This window comes from Halomonas litopenaei (assembly GCF_017303055.1).
Taxonomy (GTDB): Bacteria; Pseudomonadota; Gammaproteobacteria; order Pseudomonadales; family Halomonadaceae; genus Halomonas; species Halomonas litopenaei_A.
In genome coordinates this window covers 1-24,405 of record NZ_JAEKJT010000009.1, presented here as the reverse complement: position 1 = coordinate 24,405, position 24,405 = coordinate 1, and the positions used below count along the sequence as shown (strand labels likewise).

Annotated in this window: 14 protein-coding genes; 11 read left to right on the top strand and 3 right to left on the bottom strand. The window is 59.7% G+C overall.

All coding sequences use genetic code 11. The features are described 5' to 3' along the window. Window positions 1-58 precede the first annotated feature (58 nt). Window positions 59-1,822 (top strand): purine-cytosine permease family protein, encoded by a 1,764-nt coding sequence (locus JF545_RS16740; RefSeq protein ID WP_206943979.1) that lies wholly within the window; start codon window positions 59-61, stop codon window positions 1,820-1,822. 156 nt (window positions 1,823-1,978) lie between these two features. On the opposite strand, the gene JF545_RS16735 is transcribed toward JF545_RS16740, so the two are convergent. After that, window positions 1,979-2,797 (bottom strand): outer membrane protein assembly factor BamD, encoded by an 819-nt coding sequence (locus tag JF545_RS16735; protein WP_206943977.1) that lies wholly within the window; start codon window positions 2,795-2,797, stop codon window positions 1,979-1,981. Window positions 2,798-2,970: 173 nt separating this feature from the next. On the opposite strand from JF545_RS16735, the gene rluD reads away from it, so the two are divergent. The 6 genes from rluD (at window position 2,971) to clpB (ending at window position 15,718) form a co-directional block, all read left to right on the top strand. Then, entirely contained in the window at window positions 2,971-3,930 is a 960-nt protein-coding gene (gene rluD, locus JF545_RS16730) for a 23S rRNA pseudouridine(1911/1915/1917) synthase RluD (RefSeq protein WP_206943975.1), read from the top strand. Continuing rightward, the gene (pgeF, locus tag JF545_RS16725) at window positions 3,927-4,682 is read left to right on the top strand and encodes a peptidoglycan editing factor PgeF (RefSeq protein ID WP_206943974.1); all 756 of its coding nucleotides are present in this window, start codon (window positions 3,927-3,929) and stop codon (window positions 4,680-4,682) included. The genes rluD and pgeF overlap by 4 nt, the downstream gene beginning before the upstream one ends. A gap of 649 nt (window positions 4,683-5,331) precedes the next feature. Further along, a complete protein-coding gene (locus JF545_RS16720; protein WP_206943973.1) occupies window positions 5,332-5,832 on the top strand; it encodes a hypothetical protein in 501 nt (166 codons plus the stop codon). 135 nt (window positions 5,833-5,967) lie between these two features. Continuing rightward, the gene (locus JF545_RS16715) at window positions 5,968-7,914 is read left to right on the top strand and encodes a hypothetical protein (protein WP_224908844.1); all 1,947 of its coding nucleotides are present in this window, start codon (window positions 5,968-5,970) and stop codon (window positions 7,912-7,914) included. An 87-nt stretch (window positions 7,915-8,001) separates the two neighbouring features. Beyond that, the gene (locus JF545_RS16710; RefSeq protein WP_206943972.1) at window positions 8,002-12,954 is read left to right on the top strand and encodes a DNA repair ATPase; all 4,953 of its coding nucleotides are present in this window, start codon (window positions 8,002-8,004) and stop codon (window positions 12,952-12,954) included. 181 nt (window positions 12,955-13,135) lie between these two features. Beyond that, on the top strand, window positions 13,136-15,718 hold the full coding sequence (clpB, locus tag JF545_RS16705; protein WP_206943971.1) for an ATP-dependent chaperone ClpB: 2,583 nt from the start codon (window positions 13,136-13,138) through the stop codon (window positions 15,716-15,718). Window positions 15,719-16,041: 323 nt separating this feature from the next. Here clpB and JF545_RS16700 read toward each other — a convergent pair whose 3' ends face one another. Further along, complete coding sequence (locus JF545_RS16700) at window positions 16,042-17,514, bottom strand: sugar porter family MFS transporter (RefSeq protein ID WP_261397652.1); 1,473 nt, start codon at window positions 17,512-17,514, stop codon at window positions 16,042-16,044. A 569-nt stretch (window positions 17,515-18,083) separates the two neighbouring features. Here JF545_RS16700 and JF545_RS16695 point away from each other — a divergent pair. Next, entirely contained in the window at window positions 18,084-19,808 is a 1,725-nt protein-coding gene (locus JF545_RS16695) for an acetolactate synthase 3 large subunit (protein ID WP_206943969.1), read from the top strand. Further along, on the top strand, window positions 19,808-20,299 hold the full coding sequence (gene ilvN, locus JF545_RS16690) for an acetolactate synthase small subunit (protein WP_206943968.1): 492 nt from the start codon (window positions 19,808-19,810) through the stop codon (window positions 20,297-20,299). Before JF545_RS16695 ends, ilvN begins: the two co-directional genes overlap by 1 nt. Before the next feature lie 92 nt (window positions 20,300-20,391). Here the strand turns inward: ilvN and ilvY are convergent, their stop codons facing one another. Then, window positions 20,392-21,279 carry an HTH-type transcriptional activator IlvY gene (gene ilvY / locus JF545_RS16685; protein ID WP_206943966.1) on the bottom strand — a complete coding sequence of 296 codons (888 nt, stop codon included), beginning with the start codon at window positions 21,277-21,279 and terminating at the stop codon, window positions 20,392-20,394. Between the two features lie 223 nt (window positions 21,280-21,502). On the opposite strand from ilvY, the gene ilvC reads away from it, so the two are divergent. Together ilvC and pssA are read left to right on the top strand one after the other, a co-directional pair. Beyond that, complete coding sequence (ilvC, locus tag JF545_RS16680) at window positions 21,503-22,534, top strand: ketol-acid reductoisomerase (protein ID WP_224852159.1); 1,032 nt, start codon at window positions 21,503-21,505, stop codon at window positions 22,532-22,534. 232 nt (window positions 22,535-22,766) lie between these two features. Beyond that, complete coding sequence (pssA, locus tag JF545_RS16675; protein WP_206943964.1) at window positions 22,767-23,588, top strand: CDP-diacylglycerol--serine O-phosphatidyltransferase; 822 nt, start codon at window positions 22,767-22,769, stop codon at window positions 23,586-23,588. The last annotated feature ends 817 nt before the right edge of the window (window positions 23,589-24,405 follow it).

Below are 24,405 nucleotides of genomic sequence, written 5' to 3'. Positions count from 1 at the left end.
CCGCCCACTGCCTCGTGATACCAGGCGTAGTGTCCTGCGCCGGGACAAGGAGATTGCCATGGCTTCATCCGGATTCAACCCCCATCAGCCGCTGGAGCGCATCGACGATGAGCAGCTGCCGGTGTCGCCTCACAAGCAGCATGGTGCCAGACACTTTCTCGGGCTCTATGCGGCGGAACACGTCGCCGCGACGGAGTTCGTGATAGGCGCCACCTTTGTCGGCCTGGGGGCGGGAATATGGGACATCCTGATCGGCTTGATCATCGGCAATACGTTGGCGGTGTTGAGCTTCACGCTGATTACGGCCCCGATCGCGGTAGGCACGCGATTGAGCCTGTTTGCCTATCTGGAGCGGATCGCCGGTAATGTCATGGCCAAGCTCTACAATGGCGCCAATGTGGTGATCTTCTCGGCCATCTCGGCGGCCATGATCACGGTGTCAGCGACCGCAGTACGCGTGCTGTTCGATGTGCCTCCGCAAGTGGCTCCCTACCCTACGGACGTGGCTTTTGTGCTGATTGCCTTTGCCGTAGGGGCGATCGTGGTGCTGGTGGCAGCGTTTGGCTTCAACGCGCTAAGCGAGTTTGCCAGTATCTGTGCCCCCTGGTTGATGGTCATGTTTACCGCCGGGGGCATGGTACTGATTCCAGCGCTGGCGGAGTCGGTGACGGGCTTCACGACACTCACCAGTGTCTCTGATTTCATTGCCATTGCCAGTGCCAGCGTGTTCACCGGCGTCAACGCTGAAGGCGAGCCAGGTATCGGTCTCTGGGAGGTCATCGGTTTTGCATGGGCGGCCAATACCTTTGCGCACTTCGGACTGATCGATATGGCGCTTCTGCGTTATGCACGCAAGGTGCGCTACGGTCTGGCCACCTGTACAGGCATGATGTTTGGTCACTACGTTGCCTGGATCTCGGCCGGGCTCATGGGGGCGGCGACCGCGGCTACCATGAAGCTCAGCATCATGGTGGTGGACCCCGGCGATGTGGCTTTCTATGCGCTCGGACTTTCCGGTTTCGTCATCGTGGTCGTGGCAGGATGGACGACCGCCAATTCGAACTTGTACCGAGCAGGCCTGGCAGCTCAAGCCTTGATGCCTGAGGTCAAGCGCTGGAAAGTGACCATGCTGGTAGGCTTAGGCGTCATGGGGGCGAGCTGTTTCCCGTTCGTCTACCGCAGCATGCTGCCCTTGCTGACCTATGCGGGCCTGATACTGGTGCCCGTAGGCGGGATTGCCTTTGCCGAGTACCAGCTGTTCCCGCGGCTTGGCATGACGTCATACTGGGCCAGCTTCAAGGGGCTGGCAGACAATCGTCCAGCCATTGCCAGTTGGCTTCTTTCGCTGGCCTTTGGTGTGGGACTGAACGTGCTGGATATCATGCCGTTCTACTATCTGTTTCTCCCTACCTGGTGTGTCTCCATCCTGATCTATGTCGTTCTCGCGCGGCGGGCAGGGGCCTGTGAGGCCTATCCAGAGCAGCAGCGCGCGCTGGAAGACTTCCATCAGCGGGTGGCTGAACGCCATGAACGCAAGGCGGCGGAGAAGCATCGCCAGAGGATCGAGGACAAGACCTGGCTGTCCAAGGGCATTGTCGTCATCTGGTGCGGGGTAGGTTTGATCGTGCCCGCCGTCTTGGCCTGGCGAGTCATGTTCGATAGCCCGGATCTCTACGAATACTACGTGAATCGCGAGCTGTTCTACGACGTGACCATCTGGTGCACGCTGGTGTACTTCACGTTCGCCTACTGGGGCCTTCAACGGCGCAAGCGGTTCAAGCGTGGTGGCGTCGCGGCCCACACACCAGAGGCCGCCGGGTAGCGGTCGGTCACGATAGCGGCGCTGTTCCGTAGAGGGTGCTCTGGCCAGAAGAGGGCGCTGGCCAGAGGCTGCGCTGTGACCGCAAGACGTCACCATCAAGAAAAGGGGCTGCGTCAGCAGCCCCTTTTTCCATCGTAATCCGCGCTTGTATCGTGATCAGGCGCTGAGCGGTGCTTCGTCCACGTACTTGGGTTCGAAGCGGCGACCATCGAGGCGCTCGTTGTCGGGGTCGTTCTCGAGCAGCACCTGCAGGGTCTCGCTGGCGCGATCGCGCATACCCATGCCCAGGTAGCCTTCGACCATGACCGCCAGGGCGTCACGGGTCGCTTCTGCCTGGGGGTAGTTCTCGATGACCCAGCGGCCGCGCTGGACTGCCGCCATGTAAGCCTTCTTGCGCAGATAGAAGTCGGCCACGTGGAGCTCGTGCTGGGCCAGCAGGTTACGCAAATAGATGATGCGTTGACGAGCATCGGGTGCGTACTGGCTGTCGGGGTAGCGGTTGGTCAGGTCAGTGAAATCGGTATAGGCATCTCGGGTAGCCCCAAGGTCACGCTCGGAGATGTCGATGACTTTCAGCGACTCAAGACTGAAACGACCTGCCTGCCAGGCGGCCAGGCCTCGCATGTAGTAGGCATAGTCGACCTGGGGGTGATTGGGGTGCAGACGAATGAAGCGACTGGCGGCGGCACGAGTGCCCTCCCAATCGTCCGTTTCGTAGTACGTGTAGATCAGCTCAAGCTGGGCCTGCTCGGCATAGTCGCCGAAGGGGAAGCGGGTATCGATCGCCTCCAGGCGGTTCATGGCGGTGGTGAAACTGCCATTTTCCAACGCCTCGCGGCCCTCCTGATAGAGCTGGCGCTCGGTAGCGCCGTCGTAGCGCTCTTCTTCGACGTCGTTGCTGGCGCAGCCGCCGAGCACCGCGCCCATCAACACCAGGGCGCCCAGGCGAGTAGCGGAAATAGTGAAAACGCGCATCTTGGTCCTCGTGTCAAACAACCCGGGTCGGCCGTGGTAGAATCGGCCGCGATCCGCCCACTATAAAGCACCTTGTCCTGAAACGCAGTCCTCCTGCACTTCGGAACACGCTTTGGGCGCAGGCGAACCACTGGTTCCATTGACTTTCATGCCAAGAGACGTCGTCCGCACCTATGTCCCAGACCCTCGATGTTCACCACCGCATTCCCCTTGAGATGGCAGGCTTTCGCCTCGACCAGGCCGCGGCTGAGCTGTTCTCCGACTTTTCCCGGGAGCGCCTCAAGGGCTGGATCAAGGATGGCTCCTTGACCCTGGATGGCGCGACTGCCAGGCCAAAGGATAAGGTGCACGGCGGCGAAAGACTGTCGTTGACGGCGCATATCGCCGACGATACGCGCTTTGAGGCCGAAGACATCCCGCTGGATGTGGTCTTCGAGGACGATGATGTACTGGTGGTCAACAAGCCGCCGGGACTGGTGGTTCATCCGGCTGCGGGGAACCCTGACGGCACCCTGCTGAACGCACTGCTGCATCACTTTCCTGATGCCGCGACATTGCCCCGGGCGGGTATCGTGCATCGCCTCGACAAGGACACCAGCGGATTGATGGTGGTGGCCAAGACCCTGGCCGCCCACGCGGACCTGGTGGCGCAGCTGCAGGCCCGCACGGTATCGCGGGAGTACGACGCCATCGTGGTGGGCAAGATGACCTCCGGAGGAACGGTTGATGCCCCGATCGGACGTCATCCCAAGGATCGTAAGCGCCAGGCGGTCACCGCATCGGGCAAACCGGCGGTGACCCACTATCGGGTCGTCGAGCGCTTCCGCGCCCACAGTCATGTGCGCTGCAAGCTGGAGACCGGCCGTACCCACCAGATTCGGGTGCATATGGCCCACCGGCGCTTTCCGCTGATCGGTGATCCGGTTTACGGTGGTCGACTCAAGCTGCCACCGGGGGCGGGCCAGACATTGAAGGAAATTCTGCGTGAGTTTCCTCGCCAGGCATTGCACGCTCGCCGCTTGGCCTTTGTGCATCCCCGTCATGGCGAGGAGGTCAGTTTCCACGCCGCGCTGCCGGATGACTTGCTGATGCTGCTGGATTATCTGCGCGTTGATGCGGAGACCATGCAATGACGGATGCCCTTGATCTTCGCCCCAGCGTTATCCTGCCAGACTGGCCGGCACCGGCGAATGTGGGCGCCTTTGTCACTACTCGCGAGAGCGGGCCCAGCCAGGGTCCCTATGCCGCTTTCAACACCGCCAGTCATGTAGGCGACAAACCGGAGCACGTCAGTCTCTGCCGACGCCAGCTGGGCAAGGAAATTGGCGATGAGCGGCCCCTGCTGTGGCTGGACCAGGTTCATGGCGCCAGTGTGCAGCACGGTTGGTGCGATGAGACGCCCAAGGCCGATGCGGCGGTGGCGACGACTCGGGACTATGCCTGTGTGGTAATGACGGCCGACTGCCTGCCCGTCTTCTTCTGCGACCGGAGTGGCGAGCGCGTCGCGGTCGCCCACGCTGGATGGCGCAGCCTGGCAGGCGGCGTGCTGGAAGCTACTGTCGCCTCGCTGGGGAGCCCCGCCGGCGAACTGCTGGCATGGCTGGGACCCGCCATCTCGAACGCCCAGTTCGAGGTGGGTCCTGAAGTACGGGAGGCGTTCTGTGGTGTGCATCCCGAAGCCTCCAGTGCGTTTGAGCCCAGCCCGTATCGACTGGGTCACTACATGGCGGATCTTTACCGGCTGGCGAGGTTGCGACTGGAGCGCCTGGGTGTCGCTCACGTCAGTGGAGGGCACTTCTGCACTGCCTGTGAATCCCGTTTCTACTCTCACCGCCGCGATGACGGCGTGACGGGGCGCATGGCCAGCGTCATCTGGCTGCGATAGCCACAGCGCTATGGTCTTGTCCCACGCCATCGGCGACGGGCGGTGGCGTAGGATCTCCCTGTGGCTCTGTAGTCCTGTGGACGATGCGCTGCGGCCCGATGAAGGCGACGCTGCCTGCCAAGGTGTGACCCAGATAGTGCTGTTGGCCGCCGTGCGCTGCTCTGCCTGTTGTACGTCTTTCCCTTCTTTTCGTGTGCTCTCCGCTGCTTCTCTTGTTCATGGCCTGGTACAGGCGCTATGTGGCCCGGGTATCTCGACGCCAAGGTGTGTGCTTGGAAGGCCTGGCACGGGCGTTGCCCTGTAACGAGAGAAGGCAACGACAGGCTGCCTGATGTTTCAGAGTTCATTTGTTTAGGTTGTTCCCGTGATGTGTCACTCGGGCGCGGGTGTATCTCCGTGCCTTTTTTATGAATTTTTGAAATCGAGAAGCTTGTAGGACTATGGCTATGCCGTCCCTAAGAGGGAGGTGTTAGCGTCATCTTCTTGTGAAAGTGGGATCGACGTACACCGCAGCTGGGTATCCGTAATGTCCGGAGTGTTTCGTTTTTTTATTGTTGCATTTAATTTCCCTACATTGCTGTTCACGATACTTCTGATGGTGTCAGTGCTGTATTGGCTGATTACTCTATTGGGTTTTATGGATGGGGACATGACGGACCTGGTCGACATCGATGCGGAAGGGGCGTTTGATCTGTCCGGCCTGTTGGCGACGTTAGGTCTGCATGGCGTCCCGTTGCCCATGACGGTGACACTGCTGTCCCTGTTTTCCTGGCTAAGTAGCTACGTGCTTCAGCTGTCAGCTATCTCCTATCAGTGGTCCTCAGGCGGGTGGATGATGATCTCGCTGGGAATCCTGGTCATTTCCGTCGTGGCCGGTTATCTGCTTGCCGTCATGCTGGCGCGATGGCTGCGCCCCGTATTTGCGACCTTGTATCAGCACCATCAAGAACACTGCATGGAAGGCTTGAGCGCTGTGGTGACAGGACTGGCCAGGGATAGCTGTCGAGGGCGGGCCAGGGTCAGCCGGGAAGGTGTCGATTTGACCGTGAATGTCAGGGCCGTAGCGCCACTCAAGCATGGGATGAGAGTACTGCTGGTTCGGGAAGAACGGGGGCTTTATTACTGGGTGGAAGATGTCACGCCGGGGTAGGTCTTGCTGGGTCGATGTAGATCATGCTTCGCGAGGGTCTCAATAGTGCTTCGCAAGCCAACGTAGATATGCAACGTAGGCGCCGAAACATAACGATATACGACAGGGAATGGGGTGCAATCAATGGAAGATATTATGCCGTTTGAAATGGACTTTTCGTGGGTGATGCCCGCCTTGGTAGTGGTAGGCGTCATCGTGCTGGTCATTGTATCAATCATGTTGTTGATCAAGGCGTTCTACAAGAAGATTGATCAAGGGCAGGCGTTGATCGTCAATGATATGTCCAAGACCCCCAAGGTCTACTTTACCGGGGCCATGGTGCTGCCCGTTATTCATCGTGATGAAACGATGAAGATCTCGGTGATTACCCTGGAATTGAACCGCCAAGGGAAAGAAGGTCTGATCTGCAAGGATAACCTGCGAGCAGATATCTCAGTCGCGTTCTATCTGCGTGTCAACGAGACCGCGCAGGATGTCCTGAGGGTTGCCAAGTCCGTTGGCGTCGACCGTGCTTCCGATAGAAACGCGGTGAATGAACTGTTCAATGCCAAGTTCAGTGAGGCACTCAAAACCGTCGGCAAGAAACTCGAGTTCATGCAGCTGTTCGAGGAGCGGCAGCGTTTTCGCGACATGATCATCCAGACCATCGGCGAAGATCTCAACGGCTATGTGCTGGAAGATGTCGCCATCGATTATCTGGAGCAGACGCCCAAGTCCGCCCTGGATCCCAATAACATCCTCGACTCTGAAGGCATTCGCCGCATTACCGAAATCACGGCGGCCCACAACGTGGATACCAACCGGCTCGAGCGCGACCAGGAGCTGGAAATCAAGCGCAAGAACGTCGCGGCCCGTGAGGCCTCGCTTGAGCTGGACAAGTCGCAGGCTGACGCCGAGGCCCGCCAGACTCGGGAAATCGAGACGATTCGAGCCCGTGAGGAAGCCGAAACAGAGCAGGTGAAGGAGCAGGAGCGGGCCAAGGCTGAAGCGGCGCGTATCAAGACCGACGAAGAGCTCGCCGTCGCCAGCGAGAACATGCGCCGTCAGGTCGAGATGGCCGAAAAGGCGCGGGAGCGCGCGGTACAGATCGAGGAAGTGCGTATCCAGCAGGCGCGTGAACTCGAGGACGTCAACCGTCAGCGCAGCGTCGAGGTCGAGCGTATCGGCATGGAGAAGACCCTGGAAGTCGAGCGCAAGGAGATCGCGGTGATCACCAGCGAGCGCATCTCGGTGGAGCGCAACGTGGCAGAGGAAGAAGAGCATATTCGGGATGTGCGAAACCGTGCCGAGGCCGATCGCCGCAAGGTCACCAGCGTGGTGGCCGCCGAGGCTGAGGCAGAAGAGACCAAGATCAAGGAACTGCGCCTGGCCGAGGCTGCCTTCGAACGTGCCAAGCTGGAGGCCGACGAAGTGCTGGTGCGTGCCCAGGCCGAGGCAGAGGCGGCGGAGAAGCGTGCGGTCGCAGATGAAAAGCAGGCTCGCGGCCAGCAGGCATTGGCGGCTGCCGAGGGATTGGCGCAGGCGCAGGTACAGGAAACTCGCGCCAAGGCCCTGCGTGCGGAAGGCTTGGTTGAGGCAGAGGTCATTTCGGTCAAGGCCAAGGCCGACGAAGATGCGGGTCTTGCGGATGTTCGAGTGCTTGAACAGCGCCTCGAGGCAGAAGCGTCTGGTGAGGAAAAAATGGGGCTGGCGAAGGCGTCTGCTCGAGAGGCCCTGGCCCGGGCCGAAGCCAATGGTCTGGTCGAGAAGTTGAAGGCGTACGACGCCATGTCCGCCGATGCTCGTGAGTTCGAGCAGTTCCGCATGAACCTTGAGCTGCTTGAGAAGGAGACGCTGGCCAGCATCGATATGCAGCGTGTAGCGGTGCAGGAAAATGGACGAGTGATGGCGGAAGCACTGAAAGGCGCCAAGTTTGAGCTGATCGGCGGTGACGGAGGCATCTTCGATACCTTCTCCAAGGGGTTAGGGATCGGCAAGGGGGTGCAGGGCGTCATGGACAAGGCACCCGCGCTGCAAACCCTCATGGCTGGTCTGGCCGGCAATGCAATGAGCCGTGCTTCTGCCAAGGATCATCAGCAGTAAGACGCTCACACATCCAGCGATAGCTCGGCCGTGTCCGGGCTATCGCAACGATGCTGCTTCCACTTCTGCAATAGGCATTCCGGCACCATGGCTGACTCCAATCCCCAACACGTCAAGCTTCACGAAGATGGTTCTTCCTATGCACTGCTTGCTCGCCGCCTGGCCACACAAGGGCAGCAACTCGAACGACTGAGCGCTTCCCTCAACACCCTGCGTGAACAGACCTTTGGCGCTACCTCGATGGTGTTGCTGGGGCGAGGTCGAGTGCGCACCGAGTTGAAGTCGATTGCCCGTGATGCCGTCCGTATTGGCGACCAAATGCTGTTTGGCTTTCACGTTCAGCTAGGCCTCAAGCGGGCGCTGCGCGTGGAGGATGTTTTTCGTCTCTATCGGGTCGATGACCAGGAGCATGCGTTTAGTGTTGCTGAGTTGGGGGTGTCGGAGAGCTTTCTGAACGACGAGCGCTTCAATACCGATTTCCAGGAACTCCAGCAGTACTACAGTCATGCCACGCTGTCCCAGTTGGTGATCCTCAAGGGCATGCTGCTGATGGACTTCCAGATTGGCGAGAAGCTCGAGGATCGTCGAGTCTTCCGTTGGGAGCTGGACGCCCTTGGCAACGTCAGTCGCTACATCGACAACCGCGGCGACCGTGACCTGAGTCTGCCTGACCGCTTTGACTTTGCCTGGCGGCGAGTCAGCAGAGACGACCATGTTCAGGGGCGTTCTCCGCACATCAATATTGCCGATACGCTGTTCGTCGATAACCTCGGCGGCTCGGTGACCTTCAAGGTCGAGAACAATACCGACAGCGGCGAGGGGATCTATACCGACAGGGTGGAGTCTGACTCGCAGTCGTTGGATGACGCCAGTGTCGAGTACGCCGACCTGGGCGAGCTGCTGCTCGTCAGGATTCGCCCTTTCGCCGAAAAGGTGATGCGCTACTACGCCTTCCACCGGCCGACGCGAGGTATTCAGCGCTGTGATGCGATGGATAGCGGCATTGTGCTGCTGCCAGACAACCACGGGCTGATGTTTGCGTCTGGGTATCTGCTCAGCAATGGTCAGCTCAAGACCTTTGACGTACCGGCCGAGCCCATGCGTCTGTTGCGATCCGTTCGCTCGCCCAACGGCGAAGATGTGCTGTACCACTTCTATGCCGGCAGCAGCGGGAGGGTGGTGTTCTATCGCTACAACCTGGTCACCAAGCAGGCCGATGCGCCATTGCTGGGACACGGTGCAGCGCTGTTCGATAACGGCCATCTGGTGCTGTTCAATGCGGAGCGTGAACCCTCGTTGGTGCACCCCTTGCAGATATGGATTACCCCCTTTCTGTCTGATATCCAGCATGCTCGCCACGCCGCTGACAATGACAGCCAGCTAGGCCGTATCGGTAACGCGGAGCTGGTTCGGGGACTGGCCGAGCTCAACGACCTGGCAGGGCTGGTGCGAGGACTGCAACCCTACGATGCGTACCTGGCGCAGTTGATCAAGGGCTGCGATCGCTTGCTCGAGCAGTACTACTGGATCGATGAAATCCCCCTGCCGGGAGAAGACGGCGAGACGGATGTCCAGCACCTGCCTGAACAGATTCAGTGTATTCGGGAAACGGCAGAGACGATCGGCGACGAGTTTGAAAAAGTCGAAGAGATCCGTCGCCAATCCGCCGAGGCGGTCACCCGAGCGTCGGCACAGCTGAGCACACTGAAGCGAGGTATCACACCGGATAGCTGGCACCATCCAGAGCCATTTCTGCGACAGCTGAAGGCCGTTCGGCAGTTTCGCGGTGACGTGCGTACCCTGGCGCAGCGTCGTTATGTGGATGTTGAAGCGGTCGACAGCATGGACCAGACCGTGGCGGAGATCGAGCAGCGCCTGATTGACAGGACCCTTGCCTTTCTCGCCACCCCAGACGCCTTGCAGGGCTACCGCGATAGCCTTGCGGCGCTGGTGGACAGAAGTCAGCAGGCCACGGCTCGTCAGGCGCTGGCGGATTGCGTGGCGGACTATCGCGAGATCGCCGAAGGGTTGGACCTGGTTCAGGCCATGCTGGCTACCCTGGGTGGCAAGAATCCAGAGCTTGAGGTCAACGTCAATCAGATGCTGGCGACCGTGTTTGCCTCGCTCAATCGCGAGCGCACGTCAGCGGAACGGCGCCTCGAGGAGCTCACGGTTGTCGAACAGAAGGCTCGCTTTGGAGCGCGCTTGCGACTGTTCGAACAGAGCCTGGCATCGGGTATCGCGGCCATTTCCGCGCCGGATGACGCCACTGAGCTGTTGACCCGCATGTTGGACCTGCTGCAGGAACTGGAGGCCGAATTTGGCGAGCAGGCGGCGTTTCTCACCTCGATTGTTCAGCAGCGAGAGCATTGCCAGGAGGCCATCGAGACCAAGCGTGAACAGCTGGCTCAGCAGCGCCGTGGGCGGGTGATGGCGATGTCTCAGGCGGCTGAGCGGATCCTCGACGGTGTGCCTCGTCGGGCGGAGCGCTTCGAGGAAGAGGCGGCTCTGCAGGCCTTTCTCGCCGCCGACCCGATGATCGAGAAGGTCACCGACTCGGTCGCGAGCCTGCGTGAGCTGGGCGCCACCATGGAGGCGGATGATCTGGAGGCGCGGCTGGTGGCTGTCCGTGATGCGGCGTTGCGCAGCGTCAGGGATCGTGCCGACCTATTTGAAGACGGGGGGCAGGTTATCCGGCTGGGGCCGCGTCATCGCTTCTCCGTCAATCGCCAGGAGGTCTCGCTGACGCTGGTACCCAGAGACGACCAGCTCACTCTCCATATCACCGGTACCCAGTTTTACGAGGCGCTGACCTGTGCTGAGCTCCAGGCCCTGTCACCGCTATGGACGCAGCACCTGCCCTCCGAGTCGCCACAGGTCTATCGTGGTGAATATCTGGCGTATCGTTACCTGCAGCATGTCGATGCTGTCGTGGACACGGCGGACATGGATGCCCTCGAGGCGTCCGTTCGGCAGTTTGCGGCTCCCCGCTTCCGTGAAGGATACGAGCAAGGGGTGCATGACCATGATGCGGCTCGCATTATCGCGGTGCTCGAGCCGGCCAGACGTCAGGCGGGGCTGTTGCGCTTCTCGCCCTTGGCACGCGCAGTGGGTCTTCACTACTGGCTGGGGTTGCCGACCGCCGAGGCCCAGGAATTGATTGCCCACTGTGTGGGCGCAGGACAGATACTGCGGGAATACGGAAGCGACGAGCTGAAACGCGACCTGGTGGCAGAACTCGCACCGCTGCTTTCCACCTATGAGTTGGTGGTGGCGCTGGGGGCGGAGGAGCGCTGTCACGAAGCCGCGACGTATCTGGTCGAATGGCTGGCAGCCGATCAGCAGGGCATCGAGGTGTCTCAGCATGCGGACCGGTTGGCCAACGCCTTTCGCGAGGCGCTAGATCGTGGCCAGCAGAGAGCTGCCTTCGAGGCCATGCGACAGGCCCTGACCCGGCGTGCGGAAGACCGCTGGATGGCGACCCGACGCTGGCTGAGTGCCTGGAGTCACGCGGCGGGTATCGATGAGTTGGAGCGCTACTATCTGGACGAGGTAGTGGCGATGATCGACGCTGGCGACCAGCTGTCCTGGACGCCGCGGGAGGCTGAGTTGAGCGTTCCCGTCGAGGGATTGCTCGGCGATCATGGCCTGATCGAATCACGCAGGTTGATGCTTCGCCTTGATGACTTCGAGCATCGTCTCGAACACCATCTGGCACGGGTGGAGCCTGCGTGGGAGCAGCTGCAGGACCTGCGCAAGAGCGTGCTGGAAGAACAAGGCAGGCGTCTTGATGTCACTGCGTTCAGGCCTCGCCCGCTGACGTCCTTTGTACGCAACCGATTGATCAGCGAGAGCTATTTGCCGTTGATTGGCGACAACATGGCCAAACAACTGGGTACCGTGGGAGCGAAGCGACGCAGCGACCTGATGGGGCTGTTGATGCTGATTTCACCCCCCGGCTATGGCAAGACCACGCTGATGGAGTATGTCGCCCATCGTCTGGGCCTTATCTTCATGAAGATCAACTGCCCGAGTCTGGGGCGAGAGGTGACATCGCTCGATCCACAGAAGGCGCCTCATGCCACGGCACGAGCCGAACTGGAGAAGGTCAACCTGGCGCTGGAAATGGGCAACAACGTCATGCTCTATCTTGATGACATCCAGCACACGGATCCAGAGTTCCTGCAGAAGTTCATCTCGCTGAGCGACGCCACACGCACCATCGATGGTGTCTGGCGCGGCACCTCGCGTACCTATCAGTTGCGGGGAAAACGCTTCTGCATTGTGATGGCCGGCAATCCCTATACCGAGGAGGGCAAGGCGTTTCGTGTGCCTGACATGCTTGCCAACCGTGCTGATATCTACAATCTCGGCGATATTCTCTCCGGCACAGCGACCATCTTTGCCCAGTCGTACATCGAGAATAGCTTGAGCGCTCACCCGGTGCTGGCCCCCCTGTTGACCCGGGGTATGGAGGACGTTTACCGGTTCATCGACATGGCCGCTGGCAGGGAGGTGCCGGTCAGTGAGCTGGAACATGACTACAGTGGGGCAGAAAGAGATGAGATCGTCGCCCTGCTGACCAGAATGCACCGGATACGCGACGTCATTCTCAAGGTCAATGGCGCTTATATCGCGTCCAGTGCCCAAGCCGATAGCTACCGGGAAGAGCCCCCATTTCTGCTTCAAGGCAGCTATCGCAACATGGCCAAGTTGGTGGAGAAGCTGTCTCCTGCGATGACCGACGGCGATATCGATGCACTGATCGACGATCACTACCTGGGTGAGGCGCAACTGCTGACCAGCGGTGCGGAAGAAAACCTGCTCAAGCTGCGTGCCTTGAGGGGCACGCTGGACCCCGACGATGCAGCGCGCTGGGCCTCGGTGTGTGCAGAGTACCGTCGGCGTCAGCAGGCGGGGGGAGACGAGGATGTGGGGGCCAAGGTCGTCATGCAGCTTGGACGGATTGCCGAAGGGCTGGGGCAGGGGGTGTCGAGTCGTCAGCGAGACCGTGATTCGCAGCTCTGCGACAGGACCTAGTGTCGATATGTCACCTGCCAGCCTGCGCCTGGAGTCTAAGCCCCTGGCGTTGCAGCACGCCCGCTGCAGCAGCGCTAACCCGACTTGAAACCTTGCTAAAGCACCGCCATATCTCTGTCAAGTCACATTGACAGGGTCACGCGGTGCGTCCGATCGCATCGCCATCCCCAAGGAGATATCGATGCGTTTCGACAAGTTTACTGCAAAGCTTCAGCAAGCCATTGCCGATGCCCAGTCGTTGGCCGTGGGCCGTGGACACAATCAGATGGAGCCCGCACACCTGCTGCTGGCACTGCTCGACAATCGCGATACCGGCATCAAGGCTCTGGTACAGAAGGCCGGCGGCGATGCCGCAAGGATGCGAGATGGACTCGCAGGTCTGCTCGACGATATGCCAAAGGTTGCCCACTTTGATGGCGAGGTGCAGCCCTCTCGCGATTTGATAAAGCTGTTCAACTTAACCGATGCAGAGGCCCAGAAACGCGGCGATCAGTATATCGCCAGCGAGTTGGTGCTACTGGCCGCGCTGGCCATGAAGCACGCGGTGTCAAAGGTCCTTACCCAGGCAGGGGTCACCCAGGCGTCTCTGCAGACGGCGATTGATAGCGTTCGAGGTGGCCAGAAGGTGGATGATGCCAACGCCGAGGACAGTCGGGAGGCGCTGGAGAAGTACACCCTGGATCTGACCCAGCGGGCTGCGGATGGCAAGCTGGATCCGGTCATTGGTCGCGATGATGAAATCCGTCGCACCATTCAAGTACTGCAGCGGCGCACCAAGAACAACCCGGTATTGATCGGCGAGCCAGGGGTCGGCAAGACGGCTATCGTCGAGGGCCTGGCGAGCCGCATCATCAATGGTGAAGTGCCAGAAGGGCTGAAGGACAAGCGCGTGCTGTCGCTGGATATGGGAGCCCTGTTGGCTGGCGCCAAGTTTCGTGGTGAGTTCGAGGAGCGCCTGAAGTCGGTGTTGAATGAGCTGGCTCAGGAAGAGGGCCGGGTCATCCTGTTTATTGACGAATTGCACACCATGGTGGGCGCAGGCAAGGCCGAGGGGGCGATGGACGCCGGCAATATGCTAAAGCCGGCGCTGGCTCGCGGTGAGTTGCACTGTGTCGGTGCCACCACCCTTGACGAGTATCGTCAGTACATCGAGAAAGATGCCGCGCTCGAACGTCGCTTCCAGAAGGTGTTGGTGGATGAGCCGAGCGAAGAGGATACCGTTGCGATTCTGCGCGGGCTCAAGGAGCGCTACGAAGTTCATCACGGTGTGGATATCACAGACGGGGCGATCATCGCTGCCGCCAAGCTGTCGACCCGCTACATTACCGATCGGCAGTTGCCGGACAAGGCCATCGACCTGATCGACGAGGCGTCGTCACGTATTCGCATGGAGCTGGATTCCAAGCCTGAGGAGATGGACCGTCTGGATCGTCGCCTGATTCAGCTCAAGATGGAGCGGGAGCACCTCAAGAAGGAAACTGATGAAGCCTCGCGCAAGCGACTGGAAACCCTCGTTGAGCAGATCGAGGAGCTGGAGCGTGAATACGCTGATCTCGACGAGATCTGGAAGGCCGAGAAAGCCAGCATTCAGGGAGCTGCCCAATTCAAGGATGAGCTTGATCGCGCGCGGGTAGATCTGGAGCAGGCACGACGCCAGGGTGACCTCGGGCGCATGTCGGAGCTTCAGTACGGGGTGATTCCGGAGCTTGAGAAGAAGATTGCCGAGAGCGGGGACGCGGAAACCGATACGCGCCATCACACCCTGCTGCGCTCCAACGTCACCGAGGAGGAAATTGCCGAGGTCGTATCCCGGTGGACCGGCATTCCGGTGGCCAAGATGCTGGAGGGCGAGCGCGACAAGTTATTGCGTATGGAAGAGGCGCTGCACGAGCGCGTCATCGGCCAGGAAGAGGCGGTCACAGCGGTGTCCAATGCGGTGCGCCGTTCACGCGCGGGATTGGCAGATCCTCAGCGTCCCAATGGCTCTTTCCTGTTCCTTGGCCCCACCGGCGTGGGCAAGACCGAATTGTGCAAGTCGTTGGCCAACTTCCTGTTCGATACCGAGGAAGCCATGGTTCGCATCGACATGTCTGAATTCATGGAGAAGCATTCCGTTGCACGCTTGATCGGCGCTCCCCCCGGATACGTCGGCTATGAAGAAGGTGGGTACCTGACCGAGGCGGTACGTCGCAAGCCGTATTCGGTGTTGTTGCTGGATGAGGTGGAAAAAGCCCACCCAGACGTCTTCAACATTCTGCTGCAGGTGCTGGAGGACGGGCGCCTGACCGATGGGCAGGGGCGCACCGTGGATTTCCGTAATACGGTCATCGTCATGACGTCGAATCTGGGCTCCGACATCATTCAGCATTTTGGTGGGGATGACGCGGACTATGACAGCATGCGCCAGGCAGTGATGGAGGTAGTGGGCACCCACTTCCGCCCAGAGTTGATCAACCGAATCGACGAGGTGGTGGTCTTCCACGCGCTTGGGCAAGAGCAGATTCAAGAGATCGCCGGCATCCAGCTTGAGCGCTTGCGTTCGCGTCTGGCTGAACACGAACTGGGGTTGGAGGTCAGTGACGAAGCGCTGGCTTTGTTGGCGGTGGTCGGCTTCGACCCCGTCTATGGCGCGCGTCCCTTGAAGCGAGCGGTGCAAAGCCGTATCGAGAATCCGCTGGCCCAGGACTTGCTGGCGGGCAAGTTCACCCCCGGAGAGGTGATTCGCGTGGTGGCGGATGACGGTCAGCTACGTTTTGCCCACTGACGTGTGCCCGGTCGTCCGTCTGTTTAAGCCCTTGGGTGTCATCCCCTTCCTCATGAAGGGGATGAGTTCACTTACAGTCTTTGCTGTTATGAAGTATCGGTAAGCGTTATCAGGCAGATTTCATGCCTCTCGCTATACTGAAGTTCAGGTTGCGTCCTGTGACCCCCTTGCCCGCCCGGTTCCCCACCCGGCGGGCTTTTTGATAGCAGGGGCGGGCTATTGTGACAGCTGGGCCGGGCTATTGTGATAGCTGGGCCGGGCTATTGTGACAGCAGGGCCGGGCAATGTTGATAGCGGTGCCAGGTCTCTCGCTGGCCCATCGTTCAGCGCAGGACACGTGCCCCGGAAAGGCGGACGCGACGCAGCCTGACGTTGTCGCCTACCAGATGTCGTTGCAGCTCTTCCAGACTGACGTTCTTGGTTTCAGGCATCAGGAACATCACGAAAAGCAGTTGCAGCAGCATCATGAGGGCGAAGAAAGCAAACACCGGGCCACCATTGAAGGTGCTGAGAATCCAGGGCATGACCAAGGTAATCAGCGCCGCAAATACCCAGTGAATGGAGGCGCCAAACGATTGTCCTCGGGCGCGCACGTGGTTGGGAAACACCTCCGAGATAAAGACCCAGATAACGGCACCCTGGCTGATGGCGTGGGCCGCGATAAACAGTGCCAGCAGCATGGGAACCTCGATGCCGCCTAGCGCCTCTGCAAAGAAGGCTCGTGAGATCATGACCAGAGAGACCAGGTATCCCGCCGATCCTATAAACAGCAGCGTGCGTCGCCCGAAGCGATCAATCAGCGACATGCCGATCATGGTAAAGATGAGATTGACCAATCCGATGCCAGCGGTGGACAGCAAGGCAGCTTGGCTGCCCAGCTCGGCTGCCTCGAGCACTCGCGGAGCATAGTAGATGATGAAGTTGATGCCTGAGAGTTGGTTGAAGAAGGCAATCAGAAAGGCCAGAAGAAGCGGTAGGCGATAGCGTCGTGAAAAGAAGGGGGCTTTGGCAGACTGCTCTTGCGCTTCTGCGTCACGGATGGCGGCGATGTCGGCATCCACGTCTGCTGCGGGATTGATCAAGCGCAGCACGCTTGCCGCTTCCTCGATAGCGTTCTTGTTCAGGATCAGCCAGCGTGGACTGCGTGGCACACGGGTGATCATCAGGGTGTAGATCAGCGCAGGAACGGCCTCAATGCCGAGCATCCAGCGCCAGGCGTCATCACCGATCACGCTGCCGATCACATAGTTCGACACGAACGCCATCAGGATGCCAAACACGATGTTGAACTGATAAAGGGCAACGAGAAAGCCACGCTGGCGCGGTGGGGCGATTTCCGAAATGTAGGTTGGCGCGGCGACGGAAGAAATCCCCACGCCAATCCCTCCGATCAGACGGAAGAAGGCAAATAGCCAAGGATCGGACACGATGGCCGACCCCACCGCAGAGACCAGATACAAGACGCCGATCATCAATAGGGTGGCGCGCCGGCCGAGCGTATCGGTGGGCCAGTTGCCGAAAATGGCACCGATGACTGTGCCCCACAGCGCCATCGACATGATCAGCAGGCCATGCTGCAGGTCGCTTAGCCCCCACAGGGATTGAATCGGCTTGTCGGCGCCGGAAATGACCGCCGTGTCGAAGCCGAAGAGAAAGCCCGCAAGGGCGACGGTGATGGACCATTGGACGATTCTGGACATGGCGAGTCCTCGTTGAGCTGTTGTGATTGTCGTCAAAGAGAGCATGATGAAAAGATGAATCGATTCACTAATGCGGCGTCTTGTGCTCTCGGCCAAGTGCCCGCGAAGGTGTTGCCCAAGAGCGCACTCGCGCGTTACAGGCTTGGTTCGTGTGGTGACGATGAGCTGGATGTGAAAGAGTGAATCGTGTCACCTGTCCATCTCATTACAGCAGCCAAGCAGGAATACTTCGAGCTCCAGGGCTTAGACATTGGTCGTGGGCATGGCCACTGCAGGTGATCCATCACAGCGATAACGGGATGGCCTGCACGGTGCAGGGAGCGTGCGGGTCAAGAACGGCGGTTGACAGTCACTGGGCGCTATTGGAATCTTGTGGGTTCCTGACTGCGGGCGCGGCACCATGGGAGACCCCCCAACGCCGCGTGAAGGGTAGGCCTGCGTGCCTCTACCCGCCGAAGGACTTCCAGGTGAGGGTTAACCGCCCCGCCTGGCCAACGCCCCGACGCGGTGACCCGCCGTGATGAGAGTGCAGGCCCCAACCGGGCCGACGGACGCCAGGGTTTGGCATCAGGTGCCGGTGCGCCGGCAGCAGCATATCGCTGCACTCGACTTCGTGCCGATAACCGGTACGAATCGCACTCGAGACCTCCAGGGGAGATACATCTGTGGAATTGCTTTCAGGCGCGGACATGATCGCCCGCTTCCTCCAGGATGAGGGCGTGGAATACATCTACGGCTATCCAGGCGGCGCCGCGCTACACATCTACGACGCCTTGTTCCGTCAGGACAAGGTCAAGCACATCCTCGTGCGCCACGAACAGGCTGCCACCCATGCCGCCGACGGCTATGCGCGTGCTTCGGGCAATCCTGGCGTCGTGCTGGTGACGTCTGGTCCAGGTGCCACCAACGCGGTGACCGGCATCGCGACCGCTTACATGGACTCGATTCCGATGGTCGTGCTTTGCGGTCAGGTCATGAGTCACCTGATTGGTGACGATGCCTTCCAGGAAACCGATATCGTCGGTGTGACCCGCCCGATCGTGAAACATAGCTTCTCGATCAAGCACCCCAGCGAAATTCCCGAGGTGCTGAAGAAGGCATTTTACCTGGCAGCGACGGGCCGTCCTGGTCCTGTTCTGGTCGATATCCCGAAAGATATGACGGCCCCCACCGAGCGTTACGAGTACGTCTACCCGAAAAAGGTAAAGATTCGCTCGTACAACCCGGTGAGCCGCGGCCACACCGGTCAGATCAAGAAGGCGGTGGAGTTGATGCTGAAGGCGCGCCGTCCGGTCTTCTATACGGGTGGCGGTGTCGTACAGGGGCGTGCCAGCGAAGGGCTCACCGATCTGGTCAAGCAGCTTGGCTTTCCTATCACCACCACGTTGATGGGCATCGGTGCTTATCCCCAGAGTGACAGTCAGTGCCTTGGCTGGCTGGGGATGCACGGTAGCTACGAATCCAACATGGCCATGCACCATGCGGATCTGGTGATCGCCATCGGTGCGCGCTTCGACGATCGCGTTACCAACAACACGTCCAAGTTTTGCCCTACGGCGAAGATCATCCACGTCGACATCGACCCAAGCTCGGTGTCAAAGACGGTGCGTGCAGACGTGCCGATCGTGGGCCCGGCCGCCAGTGTGATCAACGAGATGATCAGCCTGGTGCAAGGTCATGAGATTGCCAATCCGGAGGCACTCAAGGACTGGTGGAAGACAATCGATGGTTGGCGCGAGGACCGCAAGGGCAAGCTCTACGAGCCCTCCAAGCCGGGAGAAGTGCTCAAGCCCCAGGAAGTCATCGAGGCCATCTGCCGGGTAACGCGGGGTGAAGCCTTCGTTACCACCGATGTTGGTCAGCACCAGATGTTTGCGGCTCAGTACTACAAGTTTGACAAGCCCAACCGCCTGATCACGTCTGGTGGCCTGGGCACGATGGGGTTCGGGTTTCCGGCGGCCATGGGCGTCAAGCAGAACTTCCCCGAGGAAGAAGTCGTCTGCGTCACCGGCGAAGGCAGCTTCCAGATGATGATGCAGGAGCTTTCCACCTGTAAGCAGTTTGGTGGTGGGGTCAAGATCATCAATCTGAACAACGGTTCCCTGGGGATGGTGAGGCAGTGGCAGGACCTCAACTACAAGTCGCGTCACGCGCACTCTTACATGGAGTCGCTGCCGGACTTCCAGATGCTGATCCAGTCCTACGGCTTCACGGCGTTGAGGGTCGAGAAGAAGGAAGATCTCGAGGAAGCCTTGGCAAGAACCTTTGCAGACACCCATGAGCTGGTGTTCCTCGATGTCGCGGTGGACCCGCACGAGCACGTCTATCCGATGCAGGTGCCCCTGGGCTCCATGCGTGACATGCTGCTTTCCAAGACGGAGCGGACCTGATGCGACATATCATCTCGATTCTGATGGAAAACGAACCGGGTGCGCTGTCGCGGGTCGTGGGACTGTTTTCTCAGCGCAACTTCAACATTGAAACCCTCAATGTGGCGCCGACAGACGACCCGACACTGTCGCGTCTGACGGTGACCACCGTTGGCGATGACCGGGTGATCGAGCAGATCACCAAGCATCTCAACAAGTTGATTGATGTGGTCAAACTGGTGGATCTCACCGAAGGCAACCACATCGAGCGAGAGTTGATGCTGGTGAAGGTGAAAGCGCTGGGTGCCGCCCGCGACGAGGTCAAGCGCACGGTGGATATCTTCCGGGCTCAGATTGTCGATGTGACTCCGAGTCTGTATACCGTGCAGATCACCGGAGATGCAGAAAAGCTCGATGCCTTTCTGCAGGCCATGGGGCCGGTCGGCGTCCTTGAAGTGGCGCGTACCGGGGTGTCCGGTATTGCCCGTGGTGACAAGGTGCTTAGCCTGTAGCGGCGGTCGTGATCGTGTGGCCAGCACTTGGCTTTCGCGCTCACTGCACACGCCTTGCGCCGCCCTTCGGGGCGGCGTTTTCATGGGTGGTGTCAGCGTTCCACGACTTCCTGCCACAGGGCATCGATCAACGGGCTCTTCAGGCGACGCTCCAGTACGCATAGACCCACATCGTAGTAGGGCAGTTCCGGCTTCACCGGCAGCATCCTGACCCGTTCAGCCAGAGGGCTTGCCTCCAGCACGATACGGGGTACGACTCCGATCCCGAAGCCCAGTCCGACCATGCTGACGATGGCCTCGTGCCCGGCAACCTGAGCGTAGATCGTCGGATTTACCCCCAGCGCCTTGAACCAGGTGTCAGCCAGCTCTCGCGACAGCCCACCCTCCGACAGAATCATGGGAACACCCTGCCACTGTGGTTGGCTGGGGCTCATCGGCTGCTGCGGAATCCACGGCTGCGACTCCTGGGGAGCAATGAACACGAGGGCCGAGCGGGTCAGTGACTTGAAGGCGAGCCCTTCCGGCATTCGCCTGGGACGCGAGGTGATCGCCATGTCCTCTTCGCCGTTAAGGACTCGCTGGATGGCCCGAGCCGGATCGCCGGTATGCAGCTTCAGCTCGATATCAGGATAGCGCTGACGGAACTCCGCCAGCAGGCTGTAGAGGAAGCTGTAGCTGGCCGTCACGGAGCAATAGATGCTGATTTCACCGCTCAAGCGCATCGCCGTCGACTGGAGCGACAGCCGTACCTGCTCCCACTGTTCCAGCGCTTCCTTGGCGTAGCGCTGGAAGTGATGCCCCTGAGGGGTCATGACGACGTGGCGGTTGTCGCGTTGGAACAGACTCACTCCGAGCTGGTCCTCCAGCTGTTGAATCGAGCGACTAAGCGTTGATGGGCTGACATGGCACGATTCGCTGGCGCGGCCAAAGTGCAGGGTGTCCGCCAGGGCGAGAAAGTGTTTCAGCAGGCGTAGGTCCATATCGCACCGAGCAAGAAAGAGAGGGAATGTCTGCGTTTCACATATTGGGATGTAGTATTGCAAATATAGCGTTTTACGCAATACAGGTGCGCGGGTAAGGTGGCTGCATGGATGGGCGACCTGGTCATGGCCGGTCGACACTCGCCCAGCGCCGCACAAGACGGCGCGGGTGGCCATCAACGCTGAACACCACAAGACCTATTAACGCCGAGCAGGCAAACGAATCCAGGAGCACCAGATGCGCGTTTATTACGACAAGGACTGTGACCTTCAGCTGATCCAGAGCAAGCAGGTCACCATCGTGGGTTACGGTTCTCAGGGCCATGCCCATGCCAACAACCTGAAAGAGTCTGGCGTTTCCGTGACCGTTGCCCTGCGTCCTGGGTCTTCCTCGGCGGCCAAGGCCGAAGCGGCAGGTCTCAAGGTGGCCTCCGTCGCTGAGGCATGCCAGTCTGCTGACGTCGTCATGGTGCTGGCACCTGACGAGAATCAGAAGGCCATCTATGAGCAGGATATCGAGCCGAACCTCAAGGAAGGTGCGACGCTGGCATTCGCTCATGGTTTCAACATCCACTACAACCAGATCGAGCCGCGCAAGGATCTGGACGTGGTGATGATTGCTCCGAAGGCACCTGGTCACACCGTGCGCTCCGAGTTCACTCGCGGCGGCGGCATCCCGGACCTGATCGCTATCCATCAGGACGCGACTGGCCAAGCCAAGGAGCTGTGTCTGTCCTATGCGGCAGCCATTGGTGGCGGCCGTAGCGGGATTATCGAGACCACCTTCAAGGATGAGACCGAGACTGACCTCTTTGGTGAGCAGGCGGTGCTGTGTGGTGGTGCAGTAGAACTGGTCAAGGCCGGCTTCGAGACGCTGACGGAAGCAGGCTACGCGCCTGAGATGGCCTACTTCGAGTGTCTGCACGAGCTGAAGCTGATCGTCGATCTGATGTACGAAGGCGGTATCGCCAACATGAACTACTCCATCTCCAACAACGCGGAGTATGGCGAGTACGTGACCGGCCCTGAGGTCATCAACGACGAGTCTCGCGCGGCGATGCGCAATGCGCTCAAGCGTATCCAGACGGGTGAATATGCCAAGATGTTCATCAACGAAGGCAACACCAACTATCCGTCCATGACGGCGCGTCGTCGCCTGAATGCGGAGCACGAGATTGAGCAGGTTGGCGAGAAGCTGCGTGGCATGATGCCGTGGATCGCCGCCAATCAGCTGGTCGACAAGACCAAGAACTGATGCAGCCCTGTCTGGGCGACCGTCAGGTCGTCCAGACTGCCGGCGTATAGCAAAAGGGAGAAGCCGAGGCTTCTCCCTTTTGCGTTTGCTGGCATCGCGCTGTTAGCGCGCCTGAGGTGGGGAGTCCTATCACGAGTCTGGGGTAAGACAAGAGTTGCCTTGACGTCGGCAGGGCGGTGAAGGTTGAGTGGTGTAGAATGCCTTTCATACCCGAAGCCAATGGATGACAGAGATGAGCGAAGACGCAGGCAAGCGTGAGCCGACCCCGCGGGAGTCGCAGGAAGAAGATCTGGCAAGCGCCTTCATGCGGGAGTCCGAAGTTGTGGAGGAGGCAGTGGAGGACGGCAAGAAGGTGCGCCGGCGGGGGATCTACCTGTTGCCCAACCTGTTTACGACCTCAGCGCTGTTTTCCGGCTTCTTTGCTGTGGTGGCGGCTCTCAATGGTGACTTTACTGCAGCGTCGGTAGCGATCTTCATTGCCATGGTGCTCGATGGGCTGGATGGGCGCGTGGCGCGTTTGACCAATACCCAAAGTGAGTTCGGTGCGGAGTATGACAGTCTGGCGGACATGATTTCCTTCGGCATGGCGCCCGGGCTTGTCGCCTTCACCTGGATTCTTCAGGACATCGGCAAGACGGGTTGGGTGGTGGCCTTTCTTTATGTCGCTTGCGCGGCCTTGAGGCTGGCGCGATTCAATGTCCAGATCGGCAGTGTCGACAAGAAATGGTTTATCGGGTTGCCCAGCCCCTCGGCGGCGGCACTGGTGGCTGCCAGCGTCTGGACCTTCCACAGCTTCGATGCCACTGCACTCGGGTTCAAGCTGCTGATGCTGCTGGTGGTGGGTGCTGCCGGCATCTTGATGGTCAGCAATATTCGCTATTACAGCTTCAAGGACGTGGACTTGAAAGGGCCCGTACCCTTTGTGGTGCTGCTGGCCATCGTGCTTGGCTTTGTGGTGATCTCCATCGAGCCTTCGGTCATGCTGTTGTTGCTGTTTGGAACCTATGTCGCATCCGGTCCTGCATTGGCGTTGATGCGCAAGCTGAAATCCTGAGTTCCCGTCGATTAAGCGAGCTGGCGGATTTCTGCCAGCTCGCGGCCTGGCTGGCGTAGCCGCTTTCTGCTCGCGATCAGCGGTTCTCGCTCTTTTCTTCTTCTTCCGCTCCCTTCCTTCGCCTTCGGCTCTCCCTCTCTGCTTTTCCCCCTCTCTGCTGTTCTCCCTATCCTTCGGCGCTTGGTTCCTGGACTTGAACGCCCTGCAGCTTGCCCATCGTGCTCCCCGCTCGGGCGCACGGTTATCCACTGAGGTGTCATGAGGAGAGGGGTGTGGATAAGGGCGATGTGCCGGTGCGCACTTTTTTTACGTCAGGCTATTGCCAAGCTGCCTCGAGATCCGTAAAGTACGCATCCGCTGCCGGCGACGAGCAAACGTCACAGGCGGTGAAGAGTGGTAAAAGTAGTTGATTTGAAAAGGCTTTCTGAAGCTTCTCGGAAAAATCACTGCTTGACGAGCAACGAGAAATCGGTAAAATGCTCGCCACTTGATCGGGGTCGCCGACAGGGCATCGAAAGATGCGCTGAGGCACGCTTCGCTCTCTTTTGAAGTCTGTGAGCATCGCTTGCGGGACGCAAAAGAAAGCGCTTGACGAAACGCTTCGATTCTGTAGAATACGCCTTCCTCGCAGGGCGCTGAGCAAAGCGCTCGGGTTGATGATTCGAGCTGCGGTGCAGCAAAGCGAGACGCTCTTTGAGCTCACTAGAGTCAAGAGCACGCTCTTTAAAAATTGATCAGGTAATTCATGTGGGCGCTTGCCGATGAGTCAGTGACAATGTCACTGAAATATCAAGGCAAGCGACTCGTCAAACGAGAC

Excerpts from the sequence above, each read along its gene's own strand:
- JF545_RS16740 (WP_206943979.1), top strand. The coding sequence starts at position 59 with ATGGCTTCATCCGGATTCAACCCCCATCAGCCGCTGGAGCGCATCGAC.
- JF545_RS16735 (WP_206943977.1), bottom strand. The coding sequence starts at position 2,797 with ATGCGCGTTTTCACTATTTCCGCTACTCGCCTGGGCGCCCTGGTGTTG.
- rluD (WP_206943975.1), top strand. The coding sequence starts at position 2,971 with ATGTCCCAGACCCTCGATGTTCACCACCGCATTCCCCTTGAGATGGCA.
- pgeF (WP_206943974.1), top strand. The coding sequence starts at position 3,927 with ATGACGGATGCCCTTGATCTTCGCCCCAGCGTTATCCTGCCAGACTGG.
- JF545_RS16720 (WP_206943973.1), top strand. The coding sequence starts at position 5,332 with ATGACGGACCTGGTCGACATCGATGCGGAAGGGGCGTTTGATCTGTCC.
- JF545_RS16715 (WP_224908844.1), top strand. The coding sequence starts at position 5,968 with ATGCCGTTTGAAATGGACTTTTCGTGGGTGATGCCCGCCTTGGTAGTG.
- JF545_RS16710 (WP_206943972.1), top strand. The coding sequence starts at position 8,002 with ATGGCTGACTCCAATCCCCAACACGTCAAGCTTCACGAAGATGGTTCT.
- clpB (WP_206943971.1), top strand. The coding sequence starts at position 13,136 with ATGCGTTTCGACAAGTTTACTGCAAAGCTTCAGCAAGCCATTGCCGAT.
- ilvN (WP_206943968.1), top strand. The coding sequence starts at position 19,808 with ATGCGACATATCATCTCGATTCTGATGGAAAACGAACCGGGTGCGCTG.
- ilvY (WP_206943966.1), bottom strand. The coding sequence starts at position 21,279 with ATGGACCTACGCCTGCTGAAACACTTTCTCGCCCTGGCGGACACCCTG.
- pssA (WP_206943964.1), top strand. The coding sequence starts at position 22,767 with ATGAGCGAAGACGCAGGCAAGCGTGAGCCGACCCCGCGGGAGTCGCAG.